Here is a 13,795-nt window from a genome sequence, read left to right as displayed (position 1 = left end):
TCCGGCGGCTGAATCAAGGCTGGAACGGTATGACCGGCGGACAATGCGTCAGGCTATGATGTGGCATTCTGAATAAAAATTACCAGCTGCTACATAGTCATGGGCGACCCAGCTCGTTCCACGCTGCGCAAGCAGTCCCGATTGCCCCTGTCGCTCAAGGTCAAGTACACCTTGCGGGCGCGCCTGGAACGGGGAGAATGGCCCGTGGGCACGCGCATCCCCACGCTGGAGGAGCTGATGCAGGAGTACGGGGTGTCGCGCGCCACGGTGCGCGCCGCCCTGGACGAGCTGGAGGGCGAGGGGCTGATCGAGCGCACGCGCGGCAAGGGCACTTTCGTCATCGGCGACGTGGCCCAGGATCACTGGCTGATGCTGCCCACCGACTGGGACTCCCTGATCGAGCACCTGAACCGCCTGCACACCGTGATGGTGGAGCTGGGCAGCGGCAAGGGCGCGCTGCCGGTGGAGATCACCGGCGAATCCCTGCCGGGCTCGTACTGGTGGACCACGCGCGTCAATCACACGGACGGCCTGGCCTACAGCCTGAATACGGTCTACGTGCTGGATGAGCTGGCCCAGAAGCTGCAGCCCCACCTGAGCCGCGAACCCGTGCTCCTGGTGCTCAACCGGCTGGGGCGCGACCAGATCCATTCCATCCGCCAGACGCTGACCGTGCGGGTGGCGGACGCGGACCTGGCGCGGCATCTGAACATGGACATCGGCATGCCGGTGGTGCGGGTGGTCCGCATCATTCGCAACCAGCAGGACCAGGTGGTGTATGCCGCGCATGTGTTCTATCCGGCCAAGTACCTGAGCATCGAGAACGAGCTGACGCCGGCGCCCGTGCCGGCCGCGCGACGCTCCGCCTGAGCGCGCGCCTTTGCGCCAGATCCGTCGTGCACGGCGAGGTCAGGCGCGGCCGGATGGAGGCGGCGCGCAAGACGTCTGCGCATGGCGACGAAGAAACCCTCGCCGCAAGACTGGAGTCCTTCATTTCCCTTTCTAGGTAGAAACACGGTGTTAACGCCTGCCGCGGCTTGGTGTACAGTCTGTTTTCATAAAGTTCTAAAAATAGTACTTTAAGACTTATAAGGGTTCAGCCCGCCCTTGCGGCGAGCGACCGTTTTTCATCTGCTTTGAGGAGTACCACGTGAAGTTAACCATGCTTGGCAGCGGCGCTGCCTTGCCTGACCCGGACCGCGCGCAATCGTCCATTCTGGTGACGCTGGACAACGGCAAGAACTACCTGTTCGATTGCGGCGAAGGCTCCACCCGCCAGATGGTCAAGGCCAACATCAACCCGGCCGATGTGCCCTGGGTGTTCCTGAGCCACCTGCACTACGATCATGTCTGCGGCCTGCCTTTCTTCGTGCTGTCCAGCTGGGTGTTCAACCGCGAGGGCCGGCTCAAGGTCTTCGGTCCCAAAGGCACGCAGGACTTCGTGGATCACTCCTTCGAGAACGGCGCCTTTCGCGTGGACATCCAGGCGCGCGCCGCCTATCCGGCCCGCCAGAAGAACATCGAGGCCGTGCGCCCTGAAGTGTTCGAAGTCGAACCCGGGCTGATGTACGAGGACGAGGACGTGAAGATCCATATCGATCTGGTCGATCACATCCCCACCGAGATCACCGACTGTTTCGGCATCCGCATGGAAGCCGAGGGCAAGGTCGTGGCCTTCAGCGGCGACACCGCGCCATGTGAATCCATGATCCGCCTGGCCCAGGACGCCGACCTGCTGATCCACGAATGCACCTTTCCCGAATCCTTCCTGGAGCACCGCGCCAAGTCCGGCGTAGGCACCTTCGCACACACCAGCCCGCTGCAACTGGGCGAGATCGCCCGCCGCGCCAACGTCAAGAGCCTGGTGGCCACCCATTTCGGCCATTACGACTCGACCAGCCCCGTCATCAAGCGCGCCGCCCGCAACCACCTGCCGGTGGATCTGATGGGGCCCGAGCGCCTGGACGAGGTCGCGCGCGACATCCGCAAGAGCTACAAGGGCGAGCTGCGCCTGGCCACCGACCTGATGCGCATAGACCTGTAGACAGGCGCGGGGGAGACAAGATGCGATTATTCAAGAAAAGCGGGGCGGCCCTGCTGGCGGCCCTTCTGCTGGGCGCCGCGGGGGCGGCCCCGGCGGCCTATCCGGAGCAGCCGCTGCGGGTGATCCTGCCCTACGCGCCCGGTGCGGCCGGCGATATCATCTTTCGCATGATTCAGCCCGAGCTGTCGCGCGAGCTGGGCCAGACGGTCGTCATCGATTACAAGACCGGCGCGGGCGGCAATATCGGCGCGCAGATGGTGGCGCGCGCCAAGCCGGATGGCTACACGCTGCTGTTCTCGGCCACGAACAACTTCGTGATCAATCAGTTCCTGTACAAGAAGATGGGCTACGACCCGCTCAAGGACCTGCACGTGATCAACAAGGTGGCCGATGCGGCGGCGTTCGTCTATGTGAACGCGCAGGTGCCGGTCAAGACCATGGCGCAGTTCCGCGATTACGTGCAGCAGCATCGCGGGCAGGTGAACTACGGCACGCCGGGCGCGGGCACCACGCCCGACCTGTCGGGCTGGATGCTGTCCGAAGCCCTGGACGGCGACATGCTGGGCATCCAGTATCGCGGCTCGGCGCCGGGCGTGCAGGCGCTGATCGCCAATGAAGTGCAGATGTTCATCGGCGGCTACGGACTGGGTGCGGCCTTTCTGCCCGAAGGCAAGATCCGCGCCCTGGCCGTGGCGCTGCCCGAGCGCTTCCCGGCCCTGCCGGACGTGCCCACCATAGACGAGCTGGGCTACAAGGACGTGGTGGTGAGCAACTGGTGGGCCCTGGCCGCGCCGGCCGGCACGGACGCCCGGATCCTGGACCAGGTGGAGAAGGCGCTGGACAAGGTGCTGGCCGACCCTGCCATCCGCGACAAGCTGATGGCCCAGGGCTATGTGGCGTCTTCCGCCCCGGCCGCCCGGTTCCGCGCCGACCTGCCCGCCCAGGCCCGTTATTGGCAGGACGTGGTGCGCAAGTCGGGCATCAGCATCGAATAAGGGGTGAACCATCCTCGGGGCCGGGTCGGCTTCATAGCTGGGACGATCTGGTCCTTTTTGCAGCGCCTCCTACCGGTGGCGCTGTTTTTTTGACGCCCATGGAAACGGCCCTCTTGCAAGGGCCGCATGGCGTTCGTTCTCAACCGTCCGACCGGATTCCGGCTTCGCGCACGACCTTCTCCCAGCGCCGGCTGCGCTGGTCTATCCATTGCACGGCGTCGGCCTTGGATGATTCATAGGGCCGGATGTCCAGGGTGCGCAGCATCTGCGCCGTGGAAGGGCGTTTCATGATGTCGGCCAGCAGCGTGTTCCAGGCCTGCACCTGGTCGGGAGGCGTGCCTTTAGGGGTGAAGACCAGATAGGCGAAGCGCTCGTCGAAGTTCTCCAGGCCGGGCAGCTTGGCCTCGGCCACGGTGGGCACATCGGGCATCAGGGGATTGCGCGTGTCGCCCGAGACCGCCAGCGGCGTGAGCTTGCCTTCCTGCACGGCGCCCAGCACCCCCGCGATCACCAGGAATCCGCTGTCGATGCGGCCGCCGTACATATCGTTGACCACGGCCGGATTGCTCTTGTAGGGGATGTGGTCGAGCTTGACGCCGCTGTCCTGGGTCAGGGCGGACATCATCAGGTGGCCGGGCGAGCCTATGCCGGCCGAGCCGTAGTTCATCTGTCCCGTGCGCGCCTTGTCCAGGAACTGCGCCGTGGTCTTGATGCCCGGGCCGGACGGCACGACCAGCACCTGGTCGAAGGTGCCCAGCAGGGACACCAGCTCCAGCGAATCCTTCAGCCGGAAACGATTGTTCACGTAGACGTGCGGGTTGGCCGTGGCCACGGTGTCCAGGGTCAGCAGCAGGGTGTTGCCGTCCGGCTTGCTGCGGCCCACGGTCTCGGCCGCGATGGTGCCCGAGGCGCCGGCGCGGTTCTCCACCACGATGGTGCGGCCCGTGTTGGCCGAGGCCTCGCGCGCCAGCATGCGGCCCAGCAAGTCCAGCGGCCCGCCGGCCGCGGAACTGACGACCAGGGTGACGGTATCCGATTGCTGGGCCGGTGCGGCCAGAGGCAGCAGCAAGGCACAGGCGGCCAGGCTGCGAAAGAGGGGGGCGAATGTCATGTTTGTCTCCAGATGGATGTGGTTTTTATGGGTGCTGCAAGGACTCAGGCCAGTGCCAGGGGCAGAGGACTGGATTCGCTGTGGGCCATCAGTGTGTCCACCAGTTGGCACAGCAGGCGGGTCTTCAAGTCGCGGGACGAGGGATCATCCCACAGGTTGTTCTGTTCCAGGGGGTCGGCCTGCAAGTCGTACAGCTCCCCCCATTCCGTCCCCTGATAGACGCTGATCCGGTGCGACCCGGTCAGCAGCGAGCGCAGCTTGCAGCGCTGGGGCATGTTGAAGAGCTGGCGCTGGTTTTCTTCTTCCACCAGCAAGGCCTGGCGCCATTGGGCTGGCTCGCGCCCCATCAGCGGCAGCAGCGAACGGCCCTGGATGCCGTTGTAGGGCAGCAGGCCGGCGCGCTCCAGCACGGTGGGCGCGATGTCGATGGTCGAGCACAGGGCGCCGCTGCTCCCGCAGGCGGCCGGGGCGGCGGGGTCGAACCAGATGAACGGGGTGCGGATGATGCTTTGGTAGTGCACCGGGCCTTTGAGCAGCAGCTGGTGGTCGCCCATGAAATCGCCATGGTCGCTCATGAACATGACGATGGTATTTTCGGCCAGTCCTGACTGCTGCAGATGGTCCAGCACGCGGCCGATCTCCGCATCGATGTGCGTGATGGAGCCGTAGTTCAGGGCGATGGCCTCGCGCGCCTCGCGTTCGCTGCAGGCGAACAGGGCGGGCGTATGCTTGACGGCCTTGCCCTGGTCGCGCTGCTGGTGCAGCCACTGGATGTGCGGGGGCGGAGTGTGCGGGCCGGGCTGGAATGAGGCCGGCAGCGTCACTTGTTCAGGGTCGTACATATCCCAGTAGCGGCCGTGCGGCGTGAAGGGATGATGCGGATCGGGGAAAGAGCACTGGATGAAGAAGGGTTGCTGCGCCTGCGCATAATTGTCCAGCAAGGCGCGGGTACGCGCGCCGATCCAGGCCGTGGTGCTGTATTCTTCGGGCACGCGCGTGCGCCAGGCCTGGCCGCAGCGGCTCAATTCGAAGTCAGGGCTGGGCAGGGCCTGCTCGGGGCCGGACAGGGCCGCGATCTCGGGATGTTCGTTCTGGAGCCAGCGGCCGTAGTCGCCCCAGACCTGGTCGCCGTGGTCCACGGCCAGGTCCACATGCTCGAAGCCATAGAAGGGCAGTGTCATGGCGTGGTCGGGCCGGTCGCGCCAGAGCGCGCCGCATTCCTGATCGTAATCATTGGTGGCCGTCTGGCGACGGGCCTCGCCGCGCGTGGGAGGCGCATCGGGCCTCGGGTACAGCGCAGGATCGTCCGTGATGTTCTGCAGGTGCGCCTTGCCCACCAGCGCGGTGCGCCAGCCGGCCTGGTGCAGCACGTCCACGAAGGTGGTCGACTCCAGCGGCAGGGGCACGCCGTTGTGACGCGCGCCGTGCACGGAGGGCATGCGGCCGGTCATCAGCGAGGCGCGGTTGGGCATGCAGATGGGCGTGGCGACGTAGAAGCGCTCGGCGCGCCAGCCGCGGCTGGCCAGGGCATCCAGGCTGGGCGTGCGCACTTCGGGGTTGCCGTAGCAGCCCAGGTGGTCGGCGCGGTGCTGGTCGGTGATGAACAGGAGGAAATTGGGTGCAGCGGTGGACATGGCCTTCCTTTTTTGCATGACAGGGTTTTTGTCCATTATGGAAGCCAGGGTCATAATGTTAAATTGAATAATTGACAGCTATATATACAAATAATTCATGGGTGAGACATGGGCTGGAGCGATCGCATACGACTGAAGCACCTGCAGGTCCTGATCCGCTTGTGCGAGCTGAAAAGCATGAGCGACGTGGCCCGGCAGTCCAACATGACGCAGCCGGCCCTGTCCAAGTGGCTCAAGGAGCTGGAGGACAACGTGGGCATGCCGCTGTTCGAGCGCCATGCGCGCGGCATCGAGCCCTTGCCGCCGGCGCTGGAGCTGGCGCGCCAGGCGCAGGGCGTGCTCAGCCGCCTGGATCGCATGGGCGAGTCGCTGGATCAGTACCGGCAAGGCTTCCGGCAGCAGTTCGCGCTGGGGGTCTCGCCCATGGTGGCGGTGGTCTATCTGCCCGACCTGCTGCGCGACGTCTACCAGCGCCATCCGCACTGCCACGTCCGCATCCAGGAGGGCACGCTGGACATATTGGGCAAGAACCTGGAGCAGGGCGAACTGGACCTGGTCATCGGCCGCATCGACGAGACCGGCCGCAATCCGGACATGGCCTTCATGTCCCTGGGCATGGTGCCGCTGTGCGTGGCGGTGGGCCAGAGCCATCCGCTGGCCGGGCGCGCGGGACTGGACTGGGAGGAGCTCCTGGACTACCCCTGGGTACTGCCGCCCAAGAACAGTCCGATGCGCCGGCGCTTCGAGCTGGCGCTCGATGCACAGGGCCTGCAGCACCCGCACTGCGCCATCGAATCGTCCTATGCCCATACCAGCGCGCGGCTGGCGGTGGACAGCCCCTTTCTGGTGCCCATGGCGCGCAGCATAGCCCAGGTCTATCCTGACTTGCGCGTGCTGGCGCTGAACTGGAGCGACGCCAGCCTGCACGGCCAACTGGGTCTGTTATGGCGTCCGGAGGACACCGGCCAGCCCTTGCTGGAGGAATTCATAGGCTGGATGCGGGACCGTCACGCTTAAGCATCAAGTTTCGCGGCTTGGAATGTTGTTCCCTTGCGCGATCTCAAATACTGCGCATATGCTTTTGTAACCAGGTATGGCTGGCGTGTTATTTTGTTTCGTCTGGGCGGATTATTTGTATGGGAACATTCCTGTCAGGTTGGAAGAATTTGCAAGCGATAAGCATCAGCTCCGTACGCGATACGCTGAGCGGAAAATACCATTCCCGTGATTTCATCCACGCCCGCATGGAGTACCTGCGCACCCGGGTCATGCTGGTGGGACTGATCTTTGCCGTGCTCACCCCGCTCTGGACCATCATGGACTGGCTGGTGCTCCCCAGTTGGCCCGCCCATTTCCTGACTGCCCGGATCTTGAGCTTTGCAGGTCTGGCCGCCTGCGTGTGGCTGGCCCTGCGGGGGCACCAGCGCATCCGCCTCATTTATGTGCTCAGCGGCCTGGTGTTCATCCTGCCGGCCTCTTTCTACGCCTACATGCTGCTGACCTCGGCCAGCGCCGGACGCTACGTGGTGCTGGGCTACGGGTTCATTCCCTTCCTGCTGGTGGCCACGCTCAGCATCTTTCCCTTCACCTTGCTGGAGTCCGCGCTGGTGGGCAGCGCGCTGCTCGGCCTGCAGGTGCTGGCGTCCGTGCGTTCGGGCACCTGGATGACGGCGCAGGGCTTGCAGGACCTCTGGCTGCTGGCCGCCTTGCTGGTGGTGGCCCTGACCGCCAATTACTTTCACCTGGGCCTGCTGCTGCGGCTGTACCGGCAGGCCACCCACGACGCACTGACGGGCCTGCTGAACCGGGGCGCGCTGAACCAGCAGCTCAAGCAGCGCGCCGATGCCGACAATCTGCACGTGCTGATGGTGGACCTGGATCACTTCAAGCAGATCAACGACACCCACGGCCATTCCGTGGGCGACGATGTGCTGATGCGCACCGCCGCCCTGCTCAAGACCCACCTGGGCCCGCAGGACCTGGCCGCCCGCTACGGCGGCGAGGAGTTCACGCTGATCCTGGCCGGCCGTACGGACGAGCAGGCGCTGGAGGTGGCCCGGCAATTGCTGCGCGAGGTGCAGGGGCAGGTCCTGTACAACCACGATCGCAAGCCGTTTCGCGTCACCGCCAGCATGGGTCTGGCGGTCTGTCCTCCGGGCCGGGAAGTCGAGTCGGTCCTGCAAATGGCGGACGAACGCCTGTACCTGGCCAAGCAGCGCGGTCGCAACCAGGTGGTGGCGGAAGATTGAGCGGCGCTTAACCGGTCTGGCCGGGCGCCGCCTGCAGCCACCGGGACGCCAGGGTATCGGCGGACCGGGCGCTGTCGGTCACGTGCAGGGGATAGCCCCAGACCTTCTGCGTCAGCGGCGCCATCGCTTCAAGGGCGGCGCGCTTGTCCGGATCGGCTTCGATCATGATGTGTCCGCGCACCAGCGCCTGCAGGCGCTCCTTGTGCTGCTTGATCCACAACACGAGCTGCTTGCGCAGAGCCTGGTCGGGGTCGGCGGACAACGCCGGGGCGTCGGGGCTTATTAATACGAAGGGACGTTCCTGGTCCAGGGCCTGCTCGAATTGCGCCAGGAATGCGGCCGCGTCGGGCGGCACGCCGGGTTCGTAGACAAGATCGACCAGGGGGAAACGTTGCAGATCAATATACATGGGGCAGCCCAATACAGTAATGATAATAATTATCATTACTGTATCTAAAACTGCCTGGCTTGTCACTCAATAGCGCAGCGTCAGGGTGTCCACGGCGGCTTTTTCGACCGCCTGCGCGCCGACCGCGTCGGGCTTGCACCCGAAGCGGCTGAACAATTCAAGCTGATCCGAGTGGTGCGGGTCCGCCTTGCCCTGGGGGTCCACAAAGCCGCTCTGGCCGGGCGCGGCCACCGAGCACATGCGCACGCCTTGCGGGTCCAGCACGACCTGGAAGCTTTCGCTGCCGGTGTTCAGATAGGGCCAGACGCGGCGCTGGTGGGCCGGGTCGCCCCAGGGCACGCCGATGGCATTGCGGGCGGCGAACAGCATGGGCACGGCCGGCGCGCGCCACTTGGCCGCCTGCGCTCCCTGTTCCCCCTGCAGGCTGCGCGCCGCCTGTTCCAGGGCATCCAGCACCCACTCCCGGGCGGGGCGACCCTGCAGGAAGTCGATGGTCTGCGGCACGCCCGAGCGCGGTCCCTGGATGGCGTTCCAGATCAGCTTGGCGGCGGCTGCGGGCTGGGCGCTGCGCGGATCGTCCACGCCCGGATACAGGCCTTTCTCGTAGCTCGCATAGACGCTCTCAGGCAGCCGGCCCTTCAGGAACACCGGCACGGCGGCTTTCATCCAGGCCTGCATGACGGCCGGGGCGCTTCCACGGTAATGCCGTCCGTCCTCGTCCAGGTGCAGCTTGTAGTCCCAGCCGCGCAACTGGGCGGCCGCTTCGCGCGCCAGGGCACTGGCGCGCGGCAGGTCGGCGGCCTGCTGGATCAGCGGCGCGAAGTAGCGCGCGTTCAAGTCCGAGCGGGCGCCCAGCTGGTCCACCGCCCAGATTTCCTCGTCGCTCAGACGCTGCTTGGCCTGCAGCGGGGCCAGCAGCTCCTGCACGCGATCCACATAGGAAAAGTTGGAGCTGTCGGCCAGCAGGCCGGCAAAGGCCTTGTTGTTCCAGCTTGCCACATAGCCTTGTTCGGGATTCAGCACCTTGGGGTTGTGCTCGAAGGGCAGGAAGCCCTGCCATTCCATGCTGCCGTCGCCGACGGCCGGGAACTGCACCGGCTGGCCTGCCGGGCGCTGCGGCAGCCGGCCCAGCGCGGCGGCGCCGATGTTGCGCTCGGTGTCGGCATAGAACCAGGTGATGGAGGCGCTGACGCGGGCGGCCTGGGCCATGAATTCGTCCCAGTTGCGCGCCTTGGCCGCCTGCGCCCAGCCCAGCAGAGTCTCGATCTCGCGGCCTTCCCAACTGCGGCGATTGGCGTAGGCGGTGTTGTTCCTGGCGTCCCAGGTGCTGACGAAGCCCTGGACCGAGCGGTACACGTCCAGCAGCACGTCGTCCTGGCCGCGCACCTTGATGCGCACCTGCTTATGCTCCATGGGGCGCCAGGCGCCCCGATACCAATAGCTGTGGGGATCGCCATCCTTCAGGCGCAACTGATAGACGTCGTTGGTGTCCAGGGAGCCCACGGTGGAGCCCCAGGCGATGCGCCCGTTGGTGCCGAAGAGAATGGCGGGCAGGGCCACGGCGGTACTGCCGGTCAGGTCGTAGCCAGCGCCGTGCAAGCCTACGCTGTAGGTGATGGAGGGGGTGTACCAGCCTTGCTGCGGGCCGTTGTACAGCACGGCGTGGCCATGCAGGGTCTTGGCCGGCCCCAGCACCCAGGCGTTGCTGGCGGTGGGCGTGCCGTTGGCCACGGCGGGTCCCAGGGCGATGGACTGGCGATGCAGATAGTCGCGCGCGGCCTGGGGCGAGAGCGCCTGCAGTGCGGCAGGCATTTGCGCCTGCGCCTTGCTTGCGGAATGCTGCGGGATGATGGTCGGGGCGGTCGGATCGTTCAGCCAGCGCAGCTGCCGGTAAAGCTGTTCGCCGCGGACCGGCCCTTCGGCCGCGCGCAGCGTCTCCAGCAGGCTCAGATTGGCCATTTCCGCCGTTCCGGCGAAGAAGCGGTTCAGTATCAGGCCCACCCAGACCATGGCTATGTCCTCGGGCTGCCATCCCGAGGGCTCGAAACCGTTGGCGATGAACTCCCTGGGCATCAGCGTGGCGGCCTGCGCCTTCACGTCGCGCACGCGCTGGGTGAAGCCGGCGGCGTAACCTTCGAAGATGGCGCGGTCCTCGGCCGGCAGGGCGGCGAGCTGGCGGCGTATGGATTCGGGGTCGAAGCTGCCGTGGGTGACCTTGTCCAGTTCCAGGTAATCCGGCCCCAGCACTTCGGCCACCGTGCCCCAGCCGGAGCGTTTGGCGATCTCCATCTGGTACAGCCTGTCGGTGGCCACCGCGTAGCCATAACCGTAGAACAGCCCGTAGGGGTTCTGCGCATAGATGTGGGGCACGCCGAAACTGTCGCGCTTGATGGTCACGCTGCGTTCGGCCGGCGGGGTGGCGGCGCAGGCCGCCAGCAGCAGGCTGGCGCCCAGGACGCTCAAAGTCAGGCGGCGCGGGGAGCGGCGAGGGGAATCCATGTCTCAGTCTCCTTGAATGTGACGCGTGCTGTGCCGCGGCACTGTTTCTTATGCCATGAATATACCGTCAAAATTGTTTATACATATATATATCCACAAGAATGCTTATAAAGGATTTCCCCAACCGAGCCGCGGCGGGGAATGAAAATTGCTGGGCGTCCACATGATCTCAGACATGGGAGTACGAACATGGAACGCATCATTGCAGCGGAATTCGATACTTTCGAGCAGGCCCAGAAGGCGTTCACGGCCCTGCAGGTGTACGGCCTGGCCATGCAGGACATGCAGATCTTCTACCTGAAGCCCGGCGGCCAGCACGCCCAATACCCCATAGGCGGAGACAGGGCGACGGACAAGGCCTCGCGCGGAGGCGGCCGGGGGGCATTGCTGGGCGTGGCGCTGGGCGTGATCTCGGGCGCCTTGGTGGGCTGGTGGCTGCTGAGCCTGACCCAGTGGCCGCCGCTGGTGCTCATTGCCTTCATCGCCCTGGGGGCCTATGTGGGCGCCATCTCCGGCGGCATCACGCGGCTGGGCGGGCGCGACCGCCGCCGCGACCCCTTGAACCGGGTCTCGGGCGTGATGCTGGCCGCCCGCCAGGGGCAGGCCGACGAGCGCGGCGTGGTGGAGGTGCTGCAGAGCAACGGGGGCTATGCCATCGAATGGGCCCAGGGCACCTGGGCCGACGGCCAGTGGACGGACTTCAATCCCACCCGCACGCCCCACCTGTATGACCTGCCGGGCAAGGGCCAGCACATCCACGAGGTGCGCAGCGGCTGAATCCGGGATTCAGTCCAGGCGGGTCAGGGTTTCCATCCAGAATGCGCGGCGCAAGGCCAGCGTGGACACCAGGATGTGTTCGCGCAAGGTGTGGGCGCCGTCGCCGTCGGCTCCCAGGCCATCGAGCGTGGGCACGCCCAGCGCCGCGGTGAAGTTGGCGTCGCTGGCGCCCCCGGTCATGGGCGCCTCTTCCAGCGCAAGGCCCACCTGGCGGGCGAATTCCTGGCAGCGGGACAGCAGTCCGGCGGTGGCTTCGGTGCGGGACATCGCCGGCCGGTTCAGGGAAAAGGTCACCTCCAGCTTCACGTCCGGATTGACGGCGCGCAGGGCCTGGACCTGTTCGCGCAGCGCCTCGGCCGCCTGCGCGTCGGGAACGCGGAAGTCCGCCCGGATGCTGCAATGCTCGGGCACGACGTTCGGGGTCGTGCCGCCCGAAATCGTACCCACGCTGACCGTCACCCCGCGCTCATAGTTCGTCAGGGCCTGCAGCGCCAGAACCTGGTGGGCGACTTCCTCGATGGCGTTGCGGCCCTTCTGGTGCTGGATGCCGGCGTGGGCCGGGCGCCCGTGGGCGGCGACCTGGATGAAGCCCGTGCCCTTGCGGGCGGTGACGCAGCGGCCTTCTTCGACGCGGGCGGGTTCGCAGACCAGCGCATAGCGCGAGCGGCGCGCAAACGCCTCGGTATGGGGGCGGGACAGATGGCTGCCGGTTTCTTCGTCGGGCAGCAGCACCATGTCCACGGGCAGGCGGGTCTGCCCGGCGACTGCGCCCAGGGCGGAAAGCGCCAGGCATACGCCGGCCTTCATGTCGTAGATGCCGGGTCCGTAGAGCCGGTCGTCCTCGCGCCGCACGGGATTCTTCTCCAGCGTGCCCAGCGGGTGCACCGTGTCGTAGTGGCCCAGGACCAATATGCCTTCGCGCTCGTCGCCGTCGGGGCGGTTGTGTATATGCAGCAGGGGGCGCCGGCATCGCCCATGTCCACGGCCTGCACGGCCAGGCCCAGCGCGCGGGCGTCCTGGCTGATCAAAGCGGCCATGGCCTGCAGCGCGGCCTGGTCGTGGGAAGGAGATTCCAGCCCCGTCCAGCGTTCTATCTGCTGCACGAGGGCGTCGGTGATGGTGTCGGTGGTCATGGCGTGGCGTTGAGTGGTCGGATATGGTGGCAGGCGGCCTGGTGGCCGGTCCCAATGGTTTGCAGGGCGGGCGCGGCCTGGCGGCAGAGGTCCGTGGCCAGGGGGCAGCGCGGATGGAAGGTGCAGCCCGGCGGCGGCTTCAGGGGGAGGGGATTTCGCCCTGGATGGGGGCGAACTCGCGCCGCCGGCGCTGCACGTCGGGCATTTCGGCCAGCAGGGCCTGGGTGTAGGGATGCGCGGCATGGCTGAAGATCTCGGCCGTGGGCGCCATCTCCACGATGCGGCCCAGGTACATGATGGCCACCCGGTCGGAGATGTGGCGCACCACGCCCAGGTCATGGCTGATGAACAGGTAGGTGAAGCCGTGGCGACTGCGCAGGTCCATGAACAGGTTGATGACCTGCGCCTGGATGGACACGTCCAGGGCGGCCACGGGCTCATCGCACACCAGGAAGTCGGGCTGCACCATCAGGGCGCGGGCGATGCCGATGCGCTGGCGCTGCCCGCCCGAGATCTGATGGGGCAGGCGGTCGCGGTATTCGGCGGCCAGGCCCACTTCAGCCAGGGCCTGGTCCACGCGCGCCGGTATGTCCTGGCGGGGCGCCAGCTTGTGCACGTGCAGCGCCTCGCCCAGGATCTGGTGCAGTTTCTGTTTCGGGTTGAGCGAGGCTTGCGGATCCTGGAAGATCATCTGCACCCCCAGGGTGTAGTCCAGCTTGTCCTTGGGGCCCAGGCCGGCCACGTCGCGGCCCTTGTACAGAACCTGTCCCGCCGAGGGCCGGATCAGGCCGGCCGCCATGCGGCCCAGGGTGGATTTGCCGCAGCCCGATTCGCCCACCAGGCCGACCACCTCGCCGGCGGCGATGCTCAGGTCGACGGTATTGACGGCATGGACCGTGGGGAGCTCGGGCGCTTGGCCGAGGGCCTTCATCAATTTGTAGGCC

Annotated in this window: 10 protein-coding genes and 2 pseudogenes; 6 read left to right on the top strand and 6 right to left on the bottom strand. The window is 66.3% G+C overall.

Annotation, left to right across the window (positions count from 1 at the left end; all coding sequences use genetic code 11):
* Nucleotides 1-99: 99 nt before the first annotated feature.
* From ACWPWO_RS18465 to ACWPWO_RS18455, 3 genes are all read left to right on the top strand, one after another.
* Nucleotides 100-870 (top strand): GntR family transcriptional regulator, encoded by a 771-nt coding sequence (locus tag ACWPWO_RS18465; RefSeq protein ID WP_454007845.1) that lies wholly within the window; start codon nucleotides 100-102, stop codon nucleotides 868-870.
* Nucleotides 871-1,150: 280 nt separating this feature from the next.
* On the top strand, nucleotides 1,151-2,044 hold the full coding sequence (locus ACWPWO_RS18460) for an MBL fold metallo-hydrolase (protein ID WP_454007844.1): 894 nt from the start codon (nucleotides 1,151-1,153) through the stop codon (nucleotides 2,042-2,044).
* 20 nt (nucleotides 2,045-2,064) lie between these two features.
* Entirely contained in the window at nucleotides 2,065-3,039 is a 975-nt protein-coding gene (locus tag ACWPWO_RS18455) for a Bug family tripartite tricarboxylate transporter substrate binding protein (RefSeq protein WP_454007843.1), read from the top strand.
* Between the two features lie 139 nt (nucleotides 3,040-3,178).
* On the opposite strand, the gene ACWPWO_RS18450 is transcribed toward ACWPWO_RS18455, so the two are convergent.
* A complete protein-coding gene (locus ACWPWO_RS18450; RefSeq protein WP_454007842.1) occupies nucleotides 3,179-4,150 on the bottom strand; it encodes a Bug family tripartite tricarboxylate transporter substrate binding protein in 972 nt (323 codons plus the stop codon).
* Between the two features lie 44 nt (nucleotides 4,151-4,194).
* A complete protein-coding gene (locus tag ACWPWO_RS18445; protein WP_454007841.1) occupies nucleotides 4,195-5,784 on the bottom strand; it encodes a sulfatase family protein in 1,590 nt (529 codons plus the stop codon).
* Between the two features lie 108 nt (nucleotides 5,785-5,892).
* On the opposite strand from ACWPWO_RS18445, the gene ACWPWO_RS18440 reads away from it, so the two are divergent.
* Nucleotides 5,893-6,801 (top strand): LysR family transcriptional regulator, encoded by a 909-nt coding sequence (locus tag ACWPWO_RS18440; protein ID WP_454007840.1) that lies wholly within the window; start codon nucleotides 5,893-5,895, stop codon nucleotides 6,799-6,801.
* Between the two features lie 149 nt (nucleotides 6,802-6,950).
* The gene (locus ACWPWO_RS18435) at nucleotides 6,951-8,033 is read left to right on the top strand and encodes a diguanylate cyclase (RefSeq protein ID WP_454007839.1); all 1,083 of its coding nucleotides are present in this window, start codon (nucleotides 6,951-6,953) and stop codon (nucleotides 8,031-8,033) included.
* 7 nt (nucleotides 8,034-8,040) lie between these two features.
* Here the strand turns inward: ACWPWO_RS18435 and ACWPWO_RS18430 are convergent, their stop codons facing one another.
* Together ACWPWO_RS18430 and ACWPWO_RS18425 are read right to left on the bottom strand one after the other, a co-directional pair.
* Nucleotides 8,041-8,442: a hypothetical protein gene (locus ACWPWO_RS18430; RefSeq protein WP_454007838.1), complete on the bottom strand. Its 402-nt coding sequence runs from the start codon at nucleotides 8,440-8,442 to the stop codon at nucleotides 8,041-8,043.
* Nucleotides 8,443-8,508: 66 nt separating this feature from the next.
* Nucleotides 8,509-10,941, bottom strand: coding sequence for a penicillin acylase family protein (locus ACWPWO_RS18425; RefSeq protein ID WP_454007837.1), 2,433 nt, complete (start codon nucleotides 10,939-10,941; stop codon nucleotides 8,509-8,511).
* A gap of 189 nt (nucleotides 10,942-11,130) precedes the next feature.
* Between ACWPWO_RS18425 and ACWPWO_RS18420 the strand changes: the two genes are divergently transcribed.
* Nucleotides 11,131-11,718, top strand: a complete 588-nt coding sequence (locus tag ACWPWO_RS18420; protein ID WP_454007836.1) for a hypothetical protein — start codon at nucleotides 11,131-11,133, stop codon at nucleotides 11,716-11,718.
* A 9-nt stretch (nucleotides 11,719-11,727) separates the two neighbouring features.
* On the opposite strand, the pseudogene ACWPWO_RS18415 reads toward ACWPWO_RS18420, so the two are convergent.
* Nucleotides 11,728-12,851: pseudogene (locus ACWPWO_RS18415) on the bottom strand (M20 family metallopeptidase).
* A pseudogene (locus ACWPWO_RS18410) lies at nucleotides 12,848-13,782 on the bottom strand (ABC transporter ATP-binding protein). Before ACWPWO_RS18410 ends, ACWPWO_RS18415 begins: the two co-directional pseudogenes overlap by 4 nt.
* Nucleotides 13,783-13,795: the final 13 nt, after the last annotated feature.

The sequence above is a fragment of the Alcaligenes sp. Marseille-Q7550 genome (genome assembly GCF_965112015.1).
Note: the sequence above shows the minus strand (reverse complement) of the source record. Positions and strands in the feature narration are given on the sequence as shown.